Source organism: Aquimarina sp. 433 (assembly GCF_054054605.1).
In genome coordinates this window covers 274,502-295,985 of sequence record NZ_JBSWZK010000005.1, presented here as the reverse complement: position 1 = coordinate 295,985, position 21,484 = coordinate 274,502, and the positions used below count along the sequence as shown (strand labels likewise).

Below are 21,484 nucleotides of genomic sequence, written 5' to 3'. Positions count from 1 at the left end.
TATTCCTTTGGAATCTCTACTTTTTTGAGGTGTTTTTATAAGATTATAATTTCTTGATTATTTGTTTTTTATCTCGGATTCCGAGTTTTATGTTTTCAGTGATAATAAGTGATTTATCTATTCTGGTTTGGGAGTTTTTGTATTGCAATACATAGTAAATAAGACTTCTTTTCATTCCATCAGTAAAAGATTCAAAAACTTCAGAAGCTTCAGGGTCACTTTGCAATACAGCTTCTAATTCTTCGGGCATTTCTACACCATATTTAGAAGTGTCTTCTAATAATTGTACTTCAAAATAATCATTTGGAAAGACGTTTACTACTTTTTGATTTTTTTTACTAAACATGAAATAATACTGATCCTTTCGTTTTAATAATGCTGCATGAAATTTAATGGAAAATTCCCCAAAACTTATTTTTACAATAACTCTTTTATGATTTTGAAGAATGAAAGGTGTCACAATATCTTTTGGGATCAATACAGTATGCGTAGATAGTAGGGTAGTTTCGAAAATGGTACTTTTCATTGATGCTATTTAGATGTTTAATAAGTTATGATGTCTTTTTACTTTTTAAGGTGGTAAAACCATGGTTAAAGTATTCAAAAATATATAAATATTTGAGTGTAAAGATTTAGTATCAGAATAAGTTGTTTAATGTTTTTTTGACTTTGTTAGTCAAATTGATAAAAATTGATCAGTAAAAACGATTTTTTGCCCAAAAAGAGAAAAAAAAATCTACAGGTATACCGTAATTAGAGAACGGGATAGTTATTATTCTGATTCTTAGGAATTTTAATTTAACCTAATGTTAATATTTTCTAAACTCTAGTGTTTATATAGGTTAACTAACAAATGATAGTTTGATAAAAAGCCCTCTTTTTTTTAATGAAGAAAAATCAATGAAAATGTAAAATTGTTAAACTTCTTTCAGAGTTTTGATATATGTGCAGGAAACATTTGGGTTTTTGTTAACTTTATTTAACACAAATTCAAATTTATACATATGAGAAAAATGTACTCGTTTGTCTTACTGACATTACTAGTAGGGCAGGCAATGTTTGCACAAAGCATTATGGATGGTATTGTTAAAAACCATCTAAACGGAACGACCGCAAAGTCGGCACTCACAATGGACGATGTTTCTGAGTGGAAAGTAACGGATGTTGTTCCTTCACTAAACCCAGCGATTCAGCATGTTTATGTTCAGCAGTATCATTTGGATATTCCTATTCAATATGCTACGTATAAACTTACTGTAAAGAATGGGCAGGAGGTAACTTGGGAAATTGATCAATTTGTAAAGGATGTTAAGTCCAAAGTAAATTCTGCAAAAGCGTCTTTATCTCCTGAGACAGCAATTATGAATGTGGCCAAAGCTCATAATCTAAGTACGCCTAGATTAACCAAATCTAATAGTAAAGTTAAGGGTGATTGGGTATATGAAAATTCTGGAATTTCATTAGAACCTATTAAAGCTAAACAAGTTTACATTAAACAAGATGATCAATTGATACTTACCTGGAAAGTTAGTTTGTATCAAAAAGATGGTCAGCATTGGTGGAATGCTAACGTAGATGCTACTACGGGAAGGATTTTACATACCGAAGATTGGGTAATCAAATGTAATTTCGGTGATTCAGATCACGCGGCTCATGATCATGACGGTCATAATCATGGAAAATCTGTACTTTTTGGAGCTGATATTCCAACTGCACCTACAGAAGCCGAAGCAAAGGCTATGGCTTCGTTTGCACCAGATTCCTATAATGTTTATCCACTTCCTGTAGAATCTCCAATTCATGGAGGTCGTTCTATTATAACTGATCCGGCGGATGCAACGGCTTCTCCTTTCGGATGGCATGATACAAACGGTAGTGCGGGAGCGGAGTTTACGATTACACGTGGTAATAATGTATGGGCTCAAGATGATAGTAATGGTAATAACGGGACTGGTTTCTCTCCAGATGCAGGAGCTAGTTTAGATTTTGACTATCCAGTAGATTTAACACAGCAACCTAGTTCTTATAGAAGTGCTGCAATCACTAATTTATTCTATTGGAACAATGTTATCCACGATATCTTCTATCAGTATGGTTTTGATGAAGCTAGTGGTAATTTCCAAGAGAATAACTATGGACGTGGTGGAGCAGGAGGAGATTCTGTAAATGCAGATGCTCAAGATGGTAGTGGAACAAACAACGCGAATTTCTCTACTCCTGGAGATGGAGGAAATCCACGTATGCAAATGTTCTTATGGAATCAAACGAATCCAGGAAGAGATGGAGATTTTGATAATGTAATTATCGTACACGAATATGGACATGGAATTTCTATAAGATTAGTAGGAGGACCAAGTTCTAATGTACTTGGTGGTTCTGAGCAAATGGGAGAAGGATGGTCCGATTACTTTGGATTAATGCTTACCATGAAAGCTGGAGATGTTGGTACCGATGGAAGAGGTGTAGGTTCTTATGTATTAGGTCAGGCACCAGATGGAGCTGGAATTCGACCAACAAGATATTCTATTGATAGATCGATAAATAACACAGATTATGCTGATATAGGTGGTTTAGCAAGACCTCATGGAGTAGGATATGCATTTGCTACGATTTTATGGGATATGACATGGTTACTAATAGATGCTGAAGGATTTGATCCAGATTTCTATAATGGAACTGGAGGAAATAATATAGCATTAGCTTTAGTAACAGAAGGATTAAAAAATACGGCTAATAACCCTGGTTTCGTTTCTGGTAGAGATGGAATTCTTCAGGCTGATCAAGATTTGTATGGAGGTCAGTATGAGTGTTTAATTTGGAAGGCATTCGCAGAGCGTGGTGTTGGTCAAGGAGCTAATGAAAATAATAATGGAGGAACTAATGGTCAAACGGATCAGACAGTTTCTTTTGACAATCCTTGTGATGGTGGTGGACCTGGACCTGGTGGAGACGAGTGTTCTGGAGATATTGCTTCGTTCCCATATAGCGAAAGTTTCGAAGGATCAATTGGAGATTGGTCACAAGTAACAACAGATGACTTAGACTGGACTGTAGATTCTAATGGAACTCCTTCTAATGGAACTGGACCTAGTAGCGCTGCAGATGGAAATTCTTATATCTACGTGGAAGCTTCAGGTAACGGAACAGGATATCCTAATAAGAGAGCTATTCTAAATTCACCTTGTTTGAATTTCAGTGGATTAACTTCACCAACATTAAGCTTCCAGTACCACATGGTTGGTAGTGCAATCGGAACTTTTGCTGTTGAAGCTAGAACGGACAATACAGGAGAGTGGACTAGCGTATTCAGCAGAACAGGAGCTCAGGGAACTGACTGGAATACTGCAAATGTAGATTTATCTGCTTATGCAGGTGAAGCAAGTGTACAACTTCGTTTAAATACGGTAACCGGATCAAGCTGGCAAGGTGACGTTACGATTGATGATTTAAGCATTACGGATGGAACTACTCCTCCAGATCCAACTTGTGATTCAATCGACTTTAACGCTTTCACAATTACTTCATTCTCTAATCAGGATGCAGCTGGAGATTTCTCTATAGTAAGTGGAGGAGCTGGTTTATCATTAAGCAATAACACTTGGAAGTTTATCGCATTAAACTATACTGTTACTGCTAATACAGTAATAGAGTTTGACTTTAGCAGTACTTCGCAAGGAGAAATTCATGCAGTTGGTTTTGAAAATGATAACTCTTTAACTTCTACTAGATATTTCAAAGTACATGGTACACAGAACTATGGAGTAACGAACTTTGATAATTACTCTGGTGGAACAACTACTTACACCATTCCAGTAGGTAATTTCTACACAGGAAGTATGGATCGATTAGTATTCATTAATGATAATGATGCAGGATCAGGTAATAACTCAATTTTCTCGAATGTGAAAATATATGAAGGATCTTGTGGTAGTTCAGCGGTAGTAGCGGACTTCGGACCAACAACTCCAATTTTAGGAGATGAGGATGAAGAAAGTGTATCTATATTCACTATTGCTCCGAACCCATTAAAAAGAGGTGGAGTATTACAACTTTCTATGAATAATGCTAAGAGCACAAATACTACTTACTCTATCATGAATATGATTGGTCAGGTAGTTGGACAAGGAAACGTAAGTGGTAGTCAAACTATCAATGTAGGAAACCTTGATGCTGGTATGTATTTATTAAAAGTGCAGGGAGAAACAAAGAGATTCGTAATCAAGTAGATTAGATTAATATCTTAAGTTAGTTAGAAAGCCGTTTTACTTATAAAACGGCTTTCTTCGTTTTAAACAAGGTACTGTAAGAGATTGTTTTACCATATAGAATAACTAATAAAGGCGTTAACCCATGAGGAATTCTGAATACCACTTCGTGTATATTTTGATGAATGGATTGTAATGGGAAATCCAAATAGAAATTTGCCGCAATTCTGGCAATTGCAGTTAGTAATCCCCAAATAACGGCATACCATAAAGCGTATAACTGAAGCTTCGGAATAAAAATAAGAATAGCAAGAATAAAATCGATAATACCTGCTATGTATAAAAATGTAATCGCATTTTCTTCAGAAAACCCAAGAATTTGAATAACCATATCTACAAATTTTCCTGGGACTGGATAAAAACCAAAAGCATATAATCCATGACAGAAGAAAGTAAAAGCGATAAGAAGTTTAAGTATAAAGATGAACTTTTCTAAATTAAATTTTTCTGAGAAACTATACAGTAGAACAAAAGGTAATCCGAATTGAATACTATGCTCAAAAAACTGTGCAGCATGATAAAATTTTTCCTTAGTCATTAATACTATAAGTAATATTAAACTAAATCCTCCAATCAATATCGGAATTCGAAACCATTTTCTATTGATGTTTTTTATCAGAATAACGGAAATAGCAGCTATCAGATACAGTACTCCGTTGAGTTTTATAATAGTCTGTATTACACTATCGGTTTTAGCACTTGTTACATATTCTTGCCAAGGAGTTTTAAATAACCCTTCGATGATTGGTTTTAAGGTGGATTCATCCCAAAAAAAAGTGCGATAAGGTGCATCCCAAAATAAATGTTGATAGGCTCTACCTATAAAAATGAGAAATACGCAGGTCTTAAGGAGTAGTTGAGTTTGATTACTTTTCATTTTGCAAAGTAACATAGCAGTATGTTAATAGACTGTGAAATGATGGTTATTTTTTTTCTAGGTTAAAGGTGTGAAATTTAAGTATGAATTAAATATCAGGAATTATTAATTATTTACAAATCGATACACTAAATTTGAGTAACTAACTTAATCATATTACCAAAATGAAACAACTTATTACACTACTTTTAGTGGTTTGTGGGCTGCAACTCCATGCTTCAAATGATAAATATCGCTTAACCCTAAGAGGAAATCCATCGACCTCAATTGTGATAGGATGGAATCAATATTCTGGCAATAATGTAAGAGTATACTACGGAACTACAGATTACGGAACTAATTATAATAGTTATCCATTTACTAAAACACCAGATAGAACAGTATCTTACAAAGGAATGAATAATACATTTGCCAGACTGACTGGTTTACAGCCTGATACTGCATATTATTTTGTGATAAGAGATAGTCAGGGAACGAGTGAGCGTTTCTGGTTTAAAACAGCACCTGCTGATAAAAGTAGATTGTCATTTATTGCGGGAGGTGATTCTAGAAACAATAGAACACCAAGACAAAATGCCAATAGATTGGTGGCTAAACTAAAACCTCATGCAGTATTATTTGGAGGAGATATGACTGATGATGATACGAATAGTCAATGGAGAGATTGGTTTAATGATTGGCAGTTAACAATTGCTTCTGACGGCAGAATGTTTCCTATTGTAGCGACCAGAGGAAATCATGAAGATAGCAATAATAGTGTTTATAATTTATTCGATACTCCATCATCAAGTGTGTATTATGCACTAACTTTTGGGGATAATCTCGTAAGAACATATACATTGAATACGGAGATTTCTATTTCTGGTAATCAGACTACTTGGTTACGAAATGATTTGAATGCAAGTACGAACGTTATTTGGAAAATCGCACAATATCACAAACCTATGCGACCTCATGTTTCTTATAAATCGGAAGGATACAGCCAATATAATAACTGGGCGCAATTATTTTATGATAAAGGAGTAAGGTTGGTGGTAGAATGTGATGCACATACCGTAAAAACCACTTGGCCAGTAAGACCATCTACAGGATCAGGTAGTGATGAAGGTTTTATAAGAGATAACCAAAATGGAACAGTGTATGCCGGAGAAGGATGTTGGGGAGCTCCATTACGATCTAATAATGACAATAAAAATTGGACTAGGAATTCTGCTAGATTTAATCAATTTAAATGGATTTTTGTTGATGAAAATAAAATCGAAACCAGAACGATAAGAGTTGATAATGCTTCGCAGGTTGGTTCTGTATCTAACAGTAATGTTTTTCAAATACCTTCTAACTTAGATATCTGGAATCCTTCTAATGGTAGTGTAGTTACGATCAATAAGGGAACTACTACAGATCCTGATACAGGTCGTATAGAAGTAGCGATAAGTAGCGGAAGTGACGATGTAGAAGAACGACAAAATGGAGATATGTATACCAACAGTAGTGATTTAGAACTGGTATACGATAGTCATAGTAATGCTGGTAATCAGGTGATTGGTCTTAGATTTAGATCTTTGGCATTACCAAAAGATGTAACCATCACAAACGCCTATTTGCAATTTACAGCAGATGAGAGTAATAGTGCTAATGCAGAATTAGAAATTGCTTTACATGATAGCAGTAATTCTTCAGCATTTAGTACAAGTGATTATAATGTTTCGAATAGAGCTTTATTTTCAAGTAAAGTAGTTTGGAATCCAAGTTCTTGGTCTAGCAACCAGAGTGGTTCTGGACAGCGAACTCCGAACTTGAAAAATATGGTGCAGCAATTGGTTAATAAAAACAACTGGTCTTCTGGGAACAATGCTACTTTTATTATCAGAGGAATAGGAGTTAGTTTAACCAACACTTCTGCAAAAAGAGTTGCGGATTCTTACGAAGGAGGAGCCAGCAAAGCCGCAAGATTAGTTGTAGAATATAGTACGGATGGAGGAACAGATCCAGTAGATATTTGTTTAGGAATTGCTCCTTGGCAAAGTGGAATTAGCTATTCTGTTGGTGATAAAGTGACTTATCTAGGATATTTGTATGAAAGGACTGCATCGGGTTGGACAAACCTTGGTGCCTGTGGTACGACAAGAAGTGCTACTGAGACTTCTAAACTTATATTTCCTCCGCTAGAAGATGATATGACTTTTAATATACATCCTAATCCTTTCCAGGATGAGATTTATATTACGACGTCTAAAAAAATAGATCATAAATATCAAGTTAAGGTATTTGATTTGGGAGGGAAAGTCATGTATCATAAAGAATTAAATAGTAATTCTGGAGATACGATGATTATTAATAACATACAGCAATCTGGAATCTATATACTATCCATAAGTGATGATCATGGAAAAATCATAAGAACACAACGATTGGTAAAAAAGTAGTGTTTATCAATACATCGAAGATGTTTACAAACCACTAACCTATATGGATTAGTGGTTTTTTTGTTTTTCCGTTGAGAAATCTTAGCCATATTGTTACTAATTATATTATATAACATTTTGATAATCATTAGATAATCGATATTGGAGCTTTAATAAAGAACTTTGTAGGAAACTCTTAAACCAAAACTACCATGAAACTACTAAGGTACATTACATTGATATTGATCGTTTGCTTTTTTGTATCCTGTGAAACTGAGCAGGTAGTAGATCAGACCATAGCAATTGAAGAAAAAAGTGATGTTCGTTTTGATGTGATTATAAAACTGGTAGATGAATGGTCTGGACAAGAAATTCCAGCAAGTACCTTACCTGGTTATGGTGCTACCAATCTTGAAACAGGAGAAATCTATTTTGATTCCAGATACGAAATTGGATTGTTCGAAAGTCTTCCTGTAGGAACCTATCGATTCGATGCACGTGATGGGTATTTTGATGGAGCGTCTTCGGCAATTGTAGAAGTAAGTGGAGAAAATGAAACTCCAGAAGGTTGGATCGAAGTAACACTACGATATTGGTCAGAATAAAGACCTAAAGAATTTTTATACTTTTCATAATGGAAAAAGGGAAGCGTGAGTCCTGTATAGCTTCCCTTTTTGTTTTTAAGTTTATGATAAATTAGGTGCAGGAATCTATAACAATCCTTTTTCAATAGCTTTTTTGATGATACCAACACTGTTTTTTGCTCCTAGTTTGCTCATGATATTCATGCGATGGGTTTCGATTGTTTTTACGCTTACAAATAGTTTTTCAGAAATCTCTTGTGTAGTTAATTCTTCGGCAATAGCTTCCAATACTTCTTTTTCTCGTCTGGTGAGTTTTACTAAAAAACCTTTGTTTGTCTGCATGCCCAAAGATTCATTGAGTAATTTTTTCTCTATATCTCTTTGAATGTATTTTCCGTTTTCTAGGACAACTTTAAATGCAGATAAAAGCTCTAATTTACCTGTGTTTTTTAATAAATACCCATCTGCGCCATTACTGAGCATTCGTTTTATAAAAGAAACTTCATCGTAATTAGAAATAGCAATGATCTTTAATTTGGTATGTAGTTGCTTTAATTTTTTGCAAAGTTGTATGCCATTAATATCAGGTAGATTAATATCCAGTAATAAGATGTCCGGTTGGTCAGTTCCAATAGATTCTAGGGTCTGAGCGCCGTTATTGTAAAGTCCTACAATAGTAACTTCGTTTACACCTTCGAGCATTGTTTGAATACCTTGTAGTACAATTTGATGATCATCTGTTATGGCGATTTTGGTGGTCATGCTAATTTTTTGGTATTAATATCAATTACATAAGATGTTCCTTGTTCATCAGAAGTTACGTCCAGTTTTCCATTTAAATAGGTTATTCTAGAGTTTATGTTTTGAAGTCCTATTCCTTCGATATTGGTTTCGGAAGTGTCAAACCCTATTCCATTATCTTCAACCGTAAGTTGTATAGTGTTATTTTCCTGATAACTTAATTGTACGTGTATTTCTGATCCTTGAGAATGTTTCAAGCTATTATTTACTAATTCTTGTACAATCCTAAAGATATTGACTTCAGCTTTCTTGGGAATCTCTATTGTAGAACCTACAGTCTGAAAAGAAACTTCTACATCCTGAATGCTATTAGTAGTACTGCAATAATCCTGTAAGGTTTCTACCAAACTAAAGTTTTGCAGAGCAGGAGGGACTAGATTATGGGAAATGGCTCTTACTTGTTCACAGGATTTATCTATCATGGCCACAGCTTCATGAATCACTTTGTTATTTCTTTCCAGTAATGAAGTGAGTTTATATTTTATAGCAGATAAATCTACGTTTACTCCATCATGTAATTCTTTTGCCAATCGTAAGCGTTCTTTTTCTTCACCTTCTATCAATGATTCTAGAGTTTTTACCTGTTGTTCTCTTTTAAGGGTTAAAATCTCTTGATCTTTTCGTTTTTGACGTTGTTGATATACAAACCAGATTAAAATTGAAGTCAATAGTAGAAAAATAGCTAATCCTGCCATTATTACGTTTTGAGATTGTTGTTTTTGAATCTTAGCTTCTTGGGATTTTAATTCTAATTGTTGCTTTGTGATTTCTTTGTCTTTTTTTTCGGTTTCATATTTAACATCTAAGTCATTGAGTTTTTCCTTTAACTCGAGACTTTCTAAACTATCTTTTCTTGTATAATATTGATGTAATAATTCATTTGCTTTTTGATGGTTTCCGCGCTTAGTTTCAATGGTACTTAGATAGAAATACATTAAATTCTCGTTAGAAACTGTTTTATTTTCTCTAAATATCTCAAGAGCTTCCTTTATGTGTCTTTCTGCTTTATCTAATCTGTTGGTTTCTATATAAACATTTCCTAAGTCGGATAACGAACCACCAATAGCAGATTTATTATTCATTTTCCTTCTTAAGACGAGTGCTTTTTCCAGATATTCTTCTGCTTTTGTGAAGTCTTTATTTTTAGAATAAATCATGCCAATGTTTCTATATTGGTATGATTTTACTCTGGTGTTATTTGTTTTTTCTGCAATACCCAAAGATTTTTTAAAATAGCCTAACGCTTTCGAAGTACTATCCTGCTTCATAGAAACCAAACCCAAACCGTTGTTTACAATAGATAATAAGGTAGAATCTTTTTCTGCTATCGCAATATTTGCAGCGCTTATATGATATTCTTTGGCTTTGTTATACTGACTCGTATTCTTATAAATAACTCCAATAGCGTTTAGTATTTTTGCTTTTTGGAGTTGCATGTCTTTCATATTCTCTATATATGATATAGCTTTGAGGTATGTGGATAAGGCTTGCTCTTTTTTATCCTGATACACTTGAACCGTTGCTAATTGATAAATAGATTTTACAAATTCAATACTGTCCTTTGTTTTATTGGTATATGCCAAGTATTTTTCAATAAAGTTTTCAGCTTTATTATAATCCCCTTTCATTCTGTTTAGAACTCCGTTATTATACACGGCGTTCATCTTCATTTCTTCATTATTTTCTTTATTGCTTAAATCGAATAAGGAATCATTATACTTCTCAGAGGCCACAATATCTATATTAACCAGAGCGCGTGATAATTGGTTATATAAATTCATTTTAACTGTAGTGGTGGGATTCATCCTTAATTCATTCTGAATACTGTCTATGATTTTATTTTGAGAAAATCCAGAAGAAAGAAATAGGAATAATAGTATTCGTAGTGTGCCTTTCATAAATGATAAGATGTAATTCAATAAAGATAATTTATAAATCATTTATAAATGAGTTAATTACATTTTAAATTTAATCGATAATATCTTGTGTTATCTAAATAAGTACCACCATCTTTGCCATAAGTAACATGATAGTATCTGGACTCCCCATTATTGTAGTGCAAATACAAAAATACTTTTCCTGCTTCATCCTTAAATTCCCATTCGCCCTGATTATCTTGAGTACCTCCGCTATATCCATGTGCATTTTCACTTTCTACAGAAACATTAGAACCTCCGTAATACATAAATGTACCAGATGCACATAAGTCTATAATTCTAGTAACGCTGTAACTGCCACTCACACCACCAACACCACCAGGAGAGAATGTATTCTTTTCATGCTTCAGTCTTTTTCCACCTAACTCACGTTTACATATGGATGCATTGAAGCTTTCGTTTACTTTGGGTCTGGTAAGTTTTAAACTGTTTTTTATTTTTAAAAGAATGCTTTTATGCACGTCCGAAAAATCATTTGTTTTTGTCATAATCATGGCTGTTACACCATAACCATTGGGATTAAGACAACCATACGCCAATACTTTTACAGCTTGTCCTTCAGCAGTTCCGGTATAATAGCGTTTTACATAATTGGTTTTTACTTCGATATTATTTTCTGGGGTAAGAGAAATTCCATGTTCTACAATGTTTTTAGAAAATTCCTCTTTAAGCGCATTAATTGTTTTTAGCTCGTTTACAATAAGCATAACGAGTCCAGTTTCGGTTTGAGATTGCATGGCATATCCATCATTCATCTCTTTGCCAAACCATCCATTAGGAATCGTAAACTGTACTCCATATTCTGGATATTGAACAATTCCTGTTTGTAATTGCTGAGCGTTTAAAATATTGATCATTATTATTAAAAATAAAGAAGTTATGAATCTAGTTTTCATTAGTAGTTAGTTTTAGTTATTGGCAGACCACATTGGAGTCGAAGTTGATAACAGTTCCATTTTGTGTTTCTAAATCGCAAATACTTTGAGGAATAGTTGTAATTTGATTATCGGTGATGTCCAGAGATTCAAGTTGTTGTAAATATTTCCATTGCCAAGGAATAGAAGTTAGATCATTACTATTTAGTTTTAGTTCTTTTAAGGTTTTTAGCTTTCCTAAATATTGATTAGAACTTGTGCTGATAATCTGGTTTCTATCTAAAAACAGTTTTTTAAGTTGCTTTAAACCTGAAATGTTTACGGGAATAGTTGTGATTTGATTCCTAGCAAGATTTAACTCTTCAAGTTTTTCTAATTTGTAAATGTTATCTGGAATGGTATAGATCTCATTCCAAAAAAAGTTAAGTCCTACTAAATTTTCTATCTCTAATACTGCTTCTGGTATGTTTTGAAATTCATTAAATGAAAATGATAACCATCTTAAATGCTCTAATTTGTTGAAGTTCGATGGTAAAGTAGATAATTGATTAAAGCTAACATCTAAGTGTTGTAAATTGGTAAGTTTCCCTATTTCATTGGGCAAAGTATCAATATTATTACTACCAATAAATAACTGGGTTAAAGACGTTAAGTAATGTATTTGAGAAGGTAAAATGTCTAAATTCTTGTCTTGAAGATTTAGAATTATAATTTGACCTGCTGGATTTGTAATTACTCCAGAAAAATTATGGATATCCGTTGCGTAAAAATCAGTTTTGTTAAATACCCAACCCAAAGAATTACCTGGATTTTGTTTATCTATGGTATATAATACTTTAAGCTGATTTTTAAGATAATCATCATTATCTGATTTGAAATCATTATCATATAAACTATAGGATGGTAAATCTTCTTGTTCAGAACAACTAATAAGTAGTAAAGACATTAGAAAAACGAATCTAAATATGGATGTTTTCATAATCATTATTATTTGTCGTGATTTTGTTTTTAAAGTTTGGTTAGATGCAGAATTTCTGGTGGGTTATTACTTACACGCTCTTCAAATTCTATAGTAGTTCCATTATCGTTAATAGCGGTAACGATCCATTCTTCTATCAGATCTCTAAGTAGATTGTTTACTATTGTTGATGAACTATCTTCTCTAAAAGAGATATCAACTATAGTATATGTTTGACCGTTAATTTCGTCACTAAATAAGTCGTATTCTCCATCGATATTTAAATCTTCCACATCTGCTTCTACATGATCAATAGCGTTAAATAGAAAGCGGAATTCTTCATAATCCAAAGTTCTATCTGTTTGGTTCTCAAAGTAGCTTATTACCCAGGTTCCGCTAAGTTGTTCTTTGGTTAGTGTTGGAGGAGTATTATTAGCACTTATAGTGTCGTCATCATTACTGCAACTTAAAATCAAGATAAGTACTAATAAAGGCGTGATTCTTTTAAAAATATTTTTCATGTGTTTGTGTTTTATTTTTTTGTAATTGTCACATAGAATTCACCATTAATCACTTCAGTGGGTATCACCTTATTATTATGGTTCATTTCATGATATAAAGTTTGTTTTTGGATTACTCATTGGTATTGGTAACTCTTTCAAGATGTAATACTTCTAGATCAAATTGTGGATTGAGTGCTTTTTCAAATTCTATTTTTGAAGCATCTAAGAGCACTTGTTTTACAGGCCAGTTACCACGTATGTTTTCTAAAACTTCATGAGCATCATCAGTAATGTCTAATCCAATCTGTAGTTGCCAAACTCTCTCGGAATCTATTTCGAATGGATCTACCTCGTAGCTACCAAGTGTAGTAGCCTCCTCATTGAATGCTCGTAGCGCTGATGATTCTCCATCAAATTCTAATAAAATATTAATTCCGTCATAGCTTATATTCCGAACTTGATCTTGATATAAGCTGATACGCCATACACCTTGTAATTGTTCTGGTGAGAATGGAATAATTTCTTCATCATCATCACTGCTACAGCTGCATAGCAATACAAATAAATAGATGCTTAAAATTTTCGTTAGTGTTTTCATTGTTTTCTAATTATAAAATTTGATTGTTTTGTAAAGATGTGGGTAGTTGATTGCTTATTCTTGGTAAACCCATTTAGGGAAAAGGGATATATCGTTTACCGAATATCTTGCAGAAATCGGATAACCAGATTCGTTGTATTCGTACGCTATATTGAATTCGATATTTAGGTCTCCATTTCTATAATCTTGTAAATTGATTATATTATGATTTCCTCTTACAAATTGAATTCCATATCCATCGATATTAAAAGTACCAACTCGAAAAGACCTATACTCTCTCGGGACAGAAAATAGGGTTGGGATGTTAAATTGAAACTGCTCTTTGATGATGGGGGTCCAGGGATTTTTTTTGTTGTCATAGGCATAAACCTGTCTACGTGATGTTTCATAGGTGATACCTTCGTCATCACTAGTTTGAAATGTACGCTCCACTAAATTTCCAACATTATCATAGGATAATAACCATCTGTAAAAAGTCAATTGAACTCCATCTGTATTATCAGAGGTATGTCTCCTTTCAAAATGTAGCACGGTAAGATTTCCTGAAGTGTCATAGGTGTACTTCATTTTGGATACACCGACATAATTATTATCTCCGGTTCTGAGGATGTTAAGTTCGCGTATACGATCTTGATCATCATAAAGAAATTTTAAATCTCCTTTGCCAGTACCATCACTAACTTTTGTGAGTAGTCCGTTAAAATTATAAGTATATGTGGTATTACCTATGGATAATAAACGACCATTATCGTCATAAGCCATAGTATTAGTAACACTTTGGAAGCTTTGTATAGACTGTACTAATACATTATTATTGTCATATTCATATAGGAAATTATTATCCGAACCATTATCAGATTCAAAAAATAATAGTTTCATATAATCGGTTTTGAAGGTAAATGGTACTTCTATTTCATTTCCATTACCATCATTGGCAATGATGCTACCTTGATACTCTCGATCATATAAAAGGTCATCTATGATAAAACTGGTTGTATTTTGTGAAATGATTGGAGTGTTTTCCAGCATTACAGTATATTCTATAGTATCATTTTCAGGATCCTCCGCATTTGTCCAGCTTAACTGAGCTGTGTTTTTATCAATAGCTATATTGATTGTAAACTCCGTTGGTGATTGATTTTCTATTGATAATCCTTCGGTCGAGTCATCATTACTGCAGCTTAATATTAACAGTAGTAGAATAAATAAGTTGGAAATTTTAATGCTATTCCTCATCGTTACATAGTTTATTATTTACTTCTGCAAGCTATTATGATAGCATCTAAAAAAGGTAAGGGCATACCTTGATTTATAAAAATCAGGGTATACCCTTAGATGTATAAAGTACTAGAATATCGGATTATTCCATGTTACGATATCAGTTTAGTAATTACTTGTGTTTCTGTATGTAAAGTTTTGTGTACTGGACATTTATCAGCTATCTGAAGAATTCTAGCGATTTGTTTTTCATCTAAATCACCCTCCAATTTAATTTCTCGATCGAATGTATCGATTTTAGCAGTTGGATCTTCACAATTCTCACAATCGTCTATATGCCTTCTATCATAACTGGTGTGGACTTCTACATTTTTTAGGTCCCATCCTTTTCGGGAAACGTACATCTTAATGGTCATTGCCGTACAGGCGGATAATCCTGCAGAAACTAATTCATATGGAGAAGGTCCAAAATCATTACCACCGACACTTTCTGGTTCATCAGCTACCATATAGTGATTCCCTACTTTCATTTGAGTAGTGTATCCTTCATCATTTCCTAAACTGACTACTACCTGATGTGTACTCTTTAGTTTAGGTTCTTCAGGAATGTCTATATATCTAGATGACCAACCAGCAATTACATTTCCTACGTATATAGAATCTTCTTTACGCATTAGTAAATGATCTGCTCCATCTAAAGTAACGAAGCTTTTAGGATGTTTTGCAGCGTGATATATATCTTCTGCATTTTTGATACCTACCGTAGTGTCTTGTGGAGAATGCAACACCAGTAAAGCTTTATTTAGGTTTTTTGCTACTGTAGCTAATGATTTTGTTTCTAAATCATCTAAGAATTGTTTTTTGATGGTGAAATCTCTACCACTTAGATTGATTACAGCTTTTCCATTGGCTTCAATTTCATCTAATCCACTGCGTAACAAATGCTGTACATGAGTTGGATCTGAAGGAGCTCCGATAGTAGCCACCGTTTTGATAGCATGAAGTTTTGAAGCGGCGAATATTGCTGCAGCACCTCCTAAAGAATGACCAATAAGTAGGGAAGGAGCTTGATAATTTTCAGTAAGAAAATCTGCAGCTGCTACTAGATCTTCTACATTACCCGAGAAATTGGTATCGGCAAAATCACCTTCACTTTCTCCTAATCCAGTAAAATCAAATCTAAGAACACCAAAACCTTGAGAGGTTAACGCTCTGCTGATATTACGAACGGCACCTAAGTTTTTATTACAAGTAAAACAATGTGCAAAAAGTGCAAAATTATGCGGATGTTGATCTGCAGGAAGTTCTAAACGACCAGAAAGGACCTGACCCTCGGCGTTGGTAAAAGAGATTTTAGATAGACTCATTGGATTGTTGTTTTTCTAAAAGTCGAAATTTTTATTCTTTTCTAACTTTTAGAATAGGTTAAAAATGTGTTAACATCTATGAAGTCGATCTATGATATATAGATAAAATCATACCGATTCAAAATGATGAATTGGTATGATTTAATAGATTTGTTCTTATGCTAAATGTGCTTCGCAAGGTATCCAAACCTCATCTCCATCTGCATCGATAGATGATCCGCAATCCATCATTACGGATCCCTCTGGATAATACTGAACAAAAGTACAGGTATTTACCTGTTCTGGCGTGCATTGATCTCTTTGTCCACCGCCAATTTTGATAAGTTCTACTCTAGAAAGTTTTTTAAAATGACCGAATTTTTCTACTAATGTTTTCATAAGTTTTAATGTAATTAAAAGAATAAAATATACTTCCTTTAAAAATACATTAAAAAGTGATTTTTTCCCCTTTTTTAAATTAATTTAACTAGCTTTAAGATGTTCAATCAAAATTTTAAAATTATGCTACAAAAAATTCTTAATCTAAAAGGAGTAAATGAGTTACCAAAAGCTCAAATGAAAATTGTAAAGGGTGGATTGGCTTGCTTTGGAGATGATGCTATATGTCCAGCACATTCAGTATGTGTCAACAATTTTTGCACAAGTAATGGTTGCTAAATAGAAGATTTAGTTATAGGTAGACTTTTAATCTACCTATAACTGTTTGTTTGATAAAATATTTTGGGGTAATAATATCTTTGTTGTCCCGTGGAAGGACCTTAAAATTTATCGAGATTGGTTTATTTTTGTTCATTCAGACTCCAATCATATTCCAGATATGCTATTTTGGATGATTTTTGAATTTTTTCTTTAGCATACTGATTTACATAATCTTTTATATCTCCGTTATTAAAATCTTTCGCATACCATTCAAATACTTTGGACAGCTTAACATCATCATTAGCTACCAAATTCTTCGAAGGATCGTTTATGTATTCGATAGTTTTATCTTCTAGTGCTTGAGTAATATTTCTACTCGTGTACGCTCTATTCCATAGTTTTGGCGATGAGGTGGCAGCGCAATTAAGAAGGAAATGAATTCTTGGTTCATTCATTTTTCTTAGTACTTTATGTTCTATATCATCAAGACTATATTCTTTATTATTAATCGTTATGGATTTTTTCTTCCAAGGATTTTCTAAATCATTAATGGATTTAATGGGATAATGATCGATGACCATTTTCATAACAATGGCATTGTATAAGTTTACCCAATACGCAAGCTTTTCTGTAGCCTCGGAATTTTCTGCAGGATAGTTAGTAGATAAAGATTTGAAGTATTTATCGAATAAAAATTTATCTCTAATAAAACCTTTATAATCTACTTTACCGTCATTAGATACGTTCAGCAATAAAAGCTGATCCCATACCATATGATCGATATGATTTTTTTGCGCCTGTATATCAGTAATAAAACTGAATAAAGTTAAGACAGTGAATATTAGAAATTTTTTCATAACAAAACTGTATTAGATTTAGGGGAAATTACAACTTAAATTATGTTAATTACGGTTATACCGTAAATCTATGAAATTTTTATCGATAAAAAGCAAATTTTAACGATAAAAATACAATAATTTATGATTTTAACATTTTGAAAGCTTCTAATATATAGGCTTATACTACGAATTCAAGGAGTTTTTGTGGTGAAAAAATCACCTGTTTTGTCTTAGTTTTATGGAAAGAATTGATAGATTTTTGTTTTTTAACTCTGCTACGTATTTCAAATCAAAATTGAGATATTATCTCTTAAGAGTTATTGCGATTATTAGCATAAAATATCAACCAAGTAGCTATAAAATTATTGAAAAAATTTATTCAAAATTACTGAGTAAACTCTCGGTTTTTATGATAGTTGCGAATTCATCTTTTAGATTTGCAATTTCAATATCATGAACCATTTGAGCACTATACCTTTCTCCATTAACACCTATTTTGTCAAAAGCAGCAACACCATCTTCTATCAGAAATGTTTTAAAACCAAAGTTAGAAGCCATTCTGGTACTCGTAGACACACAATGTTCTGTAGTAAGCCCAACAATAACCAGTGTGTTGATCCTTTTATGAGTTAGTTGTTCTCTAAGATCTGTACCTATAAAGGCACTATTTACATCTTTTTCTATGATTGGTTCATGAGCTAAAGGCTTGATAAAATCCTGAAAATCATTCCCGGATTTACCTTTTGCCAGAGGAGATTCAGGATTTGTAGAACAATGCTTTACGTGATATATAGGAAGTTCTTCAGATCTCCATTTACGTAGTAAAGCTTCAATATTTTTTTCTGCATCAGGATTATTCCGTTCTGTACCATAATATCCTGGACTATTGATCCCTTTTTGAACATCTATTAATAATAGTGCCGGATTATCCTTTTTTGTAATTGTCATGATTTCTATTGCTTACTTCTAAAATCAGTATTATAGATAATACCTAGTTGTACTCTGTCAAAATTAATTCCTGTAAAGTGATTTTTTAAATATCCTACCTGAATGCTAAAGTTGGACTTTACGTTATATCCAATAGCTCCGTATAGTCTGTTTTGACCAAAAATTGGTTCTTGTAAATTGATAAAAATTTCATCATATACATTCAGAAACCATTTATCATTAAAAGGGTAGGTGAGTTGCAAACGATACCTAGCTCGATGTTCTGTAAAATCATCTGCTTGTGTACTGATAAAACGTTGTTCTAATCGATATCTATGTTCGAATGCTACTTTTCCAACTTTATTTTTGAGGATAAACTGTTCGAAAATTCGATGTTCATTGCTATTTTCCTCACCAGGAATATCGGCAAAGGTTCCATCTGTGTTAATATATCCATATCCAATTGTAGCAATTGCATTGTCAGTAATATGATAATTAAGCCCAGTTCGCAATAGCAATTGGTTAAAAGTGTTTGCTACTTCATAAAATCGAAACTGTGCCTCGGAATGAATGCTAAGTTTATCAGTTATTCGATTTGTACCAAAATACATATACCAAGCGCCTAACTCATCTTCACCAGTATTTTGCGCATTAACTTGAGTGATACAGGCTAACAATGCAATTGCTAAAATTGTTTTCTTCATAAAAATATACTTATTCTTTTAAGAATCAGATTCTACAGTTTTTACTTCTTTTTTTCCATCATTAATGACATCTGATCCAGATCCTTTAAGGTAAGTATTCAGAAATTTTAAAACTTTTCCGTAAGCTTCAATTTGATTTTCTTTTTTAACAAAACCATGACCTTCATCTTCAAATAGAACATACTCTACTGGAACACCATTTTTTCTAACTCCTTCAACGATCTCATCAGATTCTACTTTTAATACTCTTGGATCTTGAGCTCCTTGTAATACAATCAGAGGTTTCGTTACTTTTTCTGTATGAAACAAAGGAGAGATTTTACGTAATCTTACAGAATCAGCCGTATTGGGATCTCCCATTTCTGTATATAAAGCATCTTTGAAAGATTCCCACCATGGCGGAATGCTTTTTAAAGTTCTTAACCAATTGGTAACACCAAATATATTCACACCAACCTTAAATTCTTCGGGAGTATACGTTAATGCAGCCATTGTCATATAACCTCCATAAGAACCACCGATAATTCCAATTTTGTTAGGGTCGATAATATCTTGTTCAGCTAACCAATCTTTACCGGCTACGCAATCTTTTAGGTCCTTATCACCATGATTTTGGTCATCCATCTTATAAAATGTCTTTCCATAACCACTACTTCCTCTATTGTTAACAGCTAAAATAGCATATCCATGATTTACCAAATACTGAATAATTGAGCTAAATCCTTGTCTTGATTGTCCTCCAGGTCCTCCATGCACCCATACCAAAGCAGGAACTTTATTGGTAGCTGATGCTTGCTTAGGTTTATAATATATTGCTGGAATTTCTAATCCATCAAAAGATTTAAAACGCACAACTTCAGATGCTACTAAATGATCCGCATTGATATCTTTATTTAATACATCTGTTAGCTGATGGTATTCTTTGGTAGCTATGTTATATGAATATACGTTTCTTGGTGTGCTAGAACCGGCAACATTTAGAAAAGCCATCGTTTCATCTCTAGAAAAACTAGCGCTAGAGATTTCTTTATCTTTAAAGGTGGGGAAATCCATTGGTTTTCCAGTAGCCACATCTTCTACAGCCATCACTGTTTTAGCATCCTCATTGGTGAACATTACTTTGTATTTTCCGTTTCTGGTAAAGTAAAAAGAAGTGATATCCCAATCTTTCTGAGCTACTTTTTCCTTAGTTCCATCCTCGAGATTGTATTTCATCAAATAACTAAATTCTGCACCATCATCACTGGTGTAATACAAAAATTTGTTATCAGGAGAAAAATCTTCCGGAGAGTTACCACTTAGGTTCTCATTAATCTTAGTTCTCTTACCAGTTTCAGTATTTAATACAAATAAGTCCGTGTCGTTTGTATTTACTGGCTTTAATAAAGCGATATATTTTCTATCATTAGACATACCAGCAAAATCAAATCCATCTTTATTTTCATAAATCACCTTAGACGAGAAGTCAGAAATATTCATTTCATAATGATCCATAAACTTCGGATTTCTTTCGTTACTTCCGTAGAAGAAACTTTTTCCATCTTTGGACCATCCTCTAAACAAGGCGCGTACATTCTTTTCTGGAGTAAGTCTTTTAATTCCAGCGCTATCTTTCATGAAGATTTTAAAAATTTCATCTCCATTACCATCCATTCTGAATAAAATCCTATCATCTTCTGGGAAATATGATATTCCGTATATAGACGAACTATCGGATTTAGTTACTGGGATCAATTCACCTCCTTTTACCGAGGTGGTATACATATTATAGATTCCAGAACGATTGCTGGTCATCAGCACTTTGGATTTGTCTTTTGAAAACCCATTGGCAAATGCATTTTCATTGTCCATAAACTGTTCTATAGAATATTCTTCTATTTTTACAGATTGTGCAACATCTTGCGTTTCTTCTTTAGCTTCTTTTTTACAGGAATAGAATAAGAGAAGTCCCATTCCCAGGATAACGAGTTTTTTCATTGGTGAACGT

19 protein-coding genes are annotated in these 21,484 nt (G+C 33.3%); 4 read left to right on the top strand and 15 right to left on the bottom strand.

Annotation, left to right across the window (positions count from 1 at the left end; translation table 11 throughout):
- Positions 1–43 precede the first annotated feature (43 nt).
- The gene (locus ACWNT5_RS12605; RefSeq protein ID WP_299607765.1) at positions 44–526 is read right to left on the bottom strand and encodes a YdeI/OmpD-associated family protein; all 483 of its coding nucleotides are present in this window, start codon (positions 524–526) and stop codon (positions 44–46) included.
- Between the two features lie 478 nt (positions 527–1,004).
- On the opposite strand from ACWNT5_RS12605, the gene ACWNT5_RS12600 reads away from it, so the two are divergent.
- Positions 1,005–4,226 (top strand): M36 family metallopeptidase, encoded by a 3,222-nt coding sequence (locus tag ACWNT5_RS12600; RefSeq protein WP_456517515.1) that lies wholly within the window; start codon positions 1,005–1,007, stop codon positions 4,224–4,226.
- Positions 4,227–4,266: 40 nt separating this feature from the next.
- Here the strand turns inward: ACWNT5_RS12600 and ACWNT5_RS12595 are convergent, their stop codons facing one another.
- Positions 4,267–5,142: a DoxX-like family protein gene (locus ACWNT5_RS12595; protein WP_456517514.1), complete on the bottom strand. Its 876-nt coding sequence runs from the start codon at positions 5,140–5,142 to the stop codon at positions 4,267–4,269.
- Between the two features lie 164 nt (positions 5,143–5,306).
- On the opposite strand from ACWNT5_RS12595, the gene ACWNT5_RS12590 reads away from it, so the two are divergent.
- Entirely contained in the window at positions 5,307–7,568 is a 2,262-nt protein-coding gene (locus tag ACWNT5_RS12590) for a fibronectin type III domain-containing protein (RefSeq protein WP_456517513.1), read from the top strand.
- A 191-nt stretch (positions 7,569–7,759) separates the two neighbouring features.
- Positions 7,760–8,152, top strand: a complete 393-nt coding sequence (locus ACWNT5_RS12585) for a hypothetical protein (protein ID WP_456517512.1) — start codon at positions 7,760–7,762, stop codon at positions 8,150–8,152.
- A 105-nt stretch (positions 8,153–8,257) separates the two neighbouring features.
- On the opposite strand, the gene ACWNT5_RS12580 is transcribed toward ACWNT5_RS12585, so the two are convergent.
- From ACWNT5_RS12580 to ACWNT5_RS12540, 9 genes are all read right to left on the bottom strand, one after another.
- Complete coding sequence (locus ACWNT5_RS12580) at positions 8,258–8,893, bottom strand: response regulator (RefSeq protein ID WP_456517511.1); 636 nt, start codon at positions 8,891–8,893, stop codon at positions 8,258–8,260.
- Positions 8,890–10,830 carry a tetratricopeptide repeat-containing sensor histidine kinase gene (locus tag ACWNT5_RS12575; RefSeq protein ID WP_456517510.1) on the bottom strand — a complete coding sequence of 647 codons (1,941 nt, stop codon included), beginning with the start codon at positions 10,828–10,830 and terminating at the stop codon, positions 8,890–8,892. Before ACWNT5_RS12575 ends, ACWNT5_RS12580 begins: the two co-directional genes overlap by 4 nt.
- A 53-nt stretch (positions 10,831–10,883) precedes the next feature.
- Positions 10,884–11,765 (bottom strand): hypothetical protein, encoded by an 882-nt coding sequence (locus ACWNT5_RS12570; RefSeq protein WP_456517509.1) that lies wholly within the window; start codon positions 11,763–11,765, stop codon positions 10,884–10,886.
- 16 nt (positions 11,766–11,781) lie between these two features.
- A complete protein-coding gene (locus ACWNT5_RS12565) occupies positions 11,782–12,723 on the bottom strand; it encodes a leucine-rich repeat domain-containing protein (RefSeq protein ID WP_456517508.1) in 942 nt (313 codons plus the stop codon).
- 29 nt (positions 12,724–12,752) lie between these two features.
- Entirely contained in the window at positions 12,753–13,223 is a 471-nt protein-coding gene (locus ACWNT5_RS12560; protein WP_299899578.1) for a hypothetical protein, read from the bottom strand.
- Positions 13,224–13,335: 112 nt separating this feature from the next.
- Entirely contained in the window at positions 13,336–13,803 is a 468-nt protein-coding gene (locus ACWNT5_RS12555; RefSeq protein ID WP_299899576.1) for a hypothetical protein, read from the bottom strand.
- 54 nt (positions 13,804–13,857) lie between these two features.
- Positions 13,858–15,039, bottom strand: a complete 1,182-nt coding sequence (locus ACWNT5_RS12550) for a fibronectin type III domain-containing protein (RefSeq protein WP_456517507.1) — start codon at positions 15,037–15,039, stop codon at positions 13,858–13,860.
- 134 nt (positions 15,040–15,173) lie between these two features.
- Entirely contained in the window at positions 15,174–16,388 is a 1,215-nt protein-coding gene (locus tag ACWNT5_RS12545) for a bifunctional alpha/beta hydrolase/OsmC family protein (protein WP_456517506.1), read from the bottom strand.
- A gap of 156 nt (positions 16,389–16,544) precedes the next feature.
- Positions 16,545–16,766 (bottom strand): hypothetical protein, encoded by a 222-nt coding sequence (locus tag ACWNT5_RS12540; RefSeq protein ID WP_456517505.1) that lies wholly within the window; start codon positions 16,764–16,766, stop codon positions 16,545–16,547.
- A 123-nt stretch (positions 16,767–16,889) separates the two neighbouring features.
- Between ACWNT5_RS12540 and ACWNT5_RS12535 the strand changes: the two genes are divergently transcribed.
- Positions 16,890–17,045, top strand: coding sequence for a hypothetical protein (locus tag ACWNT5_RS12535; RefSeq protein ID WP_299607719.1), 156 nt, complete (start codon positions 16,890–16,892; stop codon positions 17,043–17,045).
- Positions 17,046–17,167: 122 nt separating this feature from the next.
- Here the strand turns inward: ACWNT5_RS12535 and ACWNT5_RS12530 are convergent, their stop codons facing one another.
- From ACWNT5_RS12530 to ACWNT5_RS12515, 4 genes are all read right to left on the bottom strand, one after another.
- On the bottom strand, positions 17,168–17,884 hold the full coding sequence (locus ACWNT5_RS12530) for a DUF547 domain-containing protein (protein WP_299607717.1): 717 nt from the start codon (positions 17,882–17,884) through the stop codon (positions 17,168–17,170).
- A 357-nt stretch (positions 17,885–18,241) separates the two neighbouring features.
- Positions 18,242–18,814 (bottom strand): cysteine hydrolase family protein, encoded by a 573-nt coding sequence (locus ACWNT5_RS12525; RefSeq protein ID WP_456517504.1) that lies wholly within the window; start codon positions 18,812–18,814, stop codon positions 18,242–18,244.
- A 5-nt stretch (positions 18,815–18,819) separates the two neighbouring features.
- Complete coding sequence (locus ACWNT5_RS12520; RefSeq protein WP_456517503.1) at positions 18,820–19,497, bottom strand: DUF2490 domain-containing protein; 678 nt, start codon at positions 19,495–19,497, stop codon at positions 18,820–18,822.
- Positions 19,498–19,515: 18 nt separating this feature from the next.
- Positions 19,516–21,474: a S9 family peptidase gene (locus ACWNT5_RS12515; protein ID WP_299607709.1), complete on the bottom strand. Its 1,959-nt coding sequence runs from the start codon at positions 21,472–21,474 to the stop codon at positions 19,516–19,518.
- Between the last annotated feature and the right edge of the window lie 10 nt (positions 21,475–21,484).

What these genes read in the sequence shown, in the direction of transcription:
- ACWNT5_RS12605 (WP_299607765.1), bottom strand. Translation starts at nt 526, where the DNA reads ATGAAAAGTACCATTTTCGAAACTACCCTACTATCTACGCATACTGTA.
- ACWNT5_RS12600 (WP_456517515.1), top strand. Translation starts at nt 1,005, where the DNA reads ATGAGAAAAATGTACTCGTTTGTCTTACTGACATTACTAGTAGGGCAG.
- ACWNT5_RS12595 (WP_456517514.1), bottom strand. Translation starts at nt 5,142, where the DNA reads ATGAAAAGTAATCAAACTCAACTACTCCTTAAGACCTGCGTATTTCTC.
- ACWNT5_RS12590 (WP_456517513.1), top strand. Translation starts at nt 5,307, where the DNA reads ATGAAACAACTTATTACACTACTTTTAGTGGTTTGTGGGCTGCAACTC.
- ACWNT5_RS12585 (WP_456517512.1), top strand. Translation starts at nt 7,760, where the DNA reads ATGAAACTACTAAGGTACATTACATTGATATTGATCGTTTGCTTTTTT.
- ACWNT5_RS12580 (WP_456517511.1), bottom strand. Translation starts at nt 8,893, where the DNA reads ATGACCACCAAAATCGCCATAACAGATGATCATCAAATTGTACTACAA.
- ACWNT5_RS12575 (WP_456517510.1), bottom strand. Translation starts at nt 10,830, where the DNA reads ATGAAAGGCACACTACGAATACTATTATTCCTATTTCTTTCTTCTGGA.
- ACWNT5_RS12570 (WP_456517509.1), bottom strand. Translation starts at nt 11,765, where the DNA reads ATGAAAACTAGATTCATAACTTCTTTATTTTTAATAATAATGATCAAT.
- ACWNT5_RS12565 (WP_456517508.1), bottom strand. Translation starts at nt 12,723, where the DNA reads ATGAAAACATCCATATTTAGATTCGTTTTTCTAATGTCTTTACTACTT.
- ACWNT5_RS12560 (WP_299899578.1), bottom strand. Translation starts at nt 13,223, where the DNA reads ATGAAAAATATTTTTAAAAGAATCACGCCTTTATTAGTACTTATCTTG.
- ACWNT5_RS12555 (WP_299899576.1), bottom strand. Translation starts at nt 13,803, where the DNA reads ATGAAAACACTAACGAAAATTTTAAGCATCTATTTATTTGTATTGCTA.
- ACWNT5_RS12550 (WP_456517507.1), bottom strand. Translation starts at nt 15,039, where the DNA reads ATGAGGAATAGCATTAAAATTTCCAACTTATTTATTCTACTACTGTTA.
- ACWNT5_RS12545 (WP_456517506.1), bottom strand. Translation starts at nt 16,388, where the DNA reads ATGAGTCTATCTAAAATCTCTTTTACCAACGCCGAGGGTCAGGTCCTT.
- ACWNT5_RS12540 (WP_456517505.1), bottom strand. Translation starts at nt 16,766, where the DNA reads ATGAAAACATTAGTAGAAAAATTCGGTCATTTTAAAAAACTTTCTAGA.
- ACWNT5_RS12535 (WP_299607719.1), top strand. Translation starts at nt 16,890, where the DNA reads ATGCTACAAAAAATTCTTAATCTAAAAGGAGTAAATGAGTTACCAAAA.
- ACWNT5_RS12530 (WP_299607717.1), bottom strand. Translation starts at nt 17,884, where the DNA reads ATGAAAAAATTTCTAATATTCACTGTCTTAACTTTATTCAGTTTTATT.
- ACWNT5_RS12525 (WP_456517504.1), bottom strand. Translation starts at nt 18,814, where the DNA reads ATGACAATTACAAAAAAGGATAATCCGGCACTATTATTAATAGATGTT.
- ACWNT5_RS12520 (WP_456517503.1), bottom strand. Translation starts at nt 19,497, where the DNA reads ATGAAGAAAACAATTTTAGCAATTGCATTGTTAGCCTGTATCACTCAA.
- ACWNT5_RS12515 (WP_299607709.1), bottom strand. Translation starts at nt 21,474, where the DNA reads ATGAAAAAACTCGTTATCCTGGGAATGGGACTTCTCTTATTCTATTCC.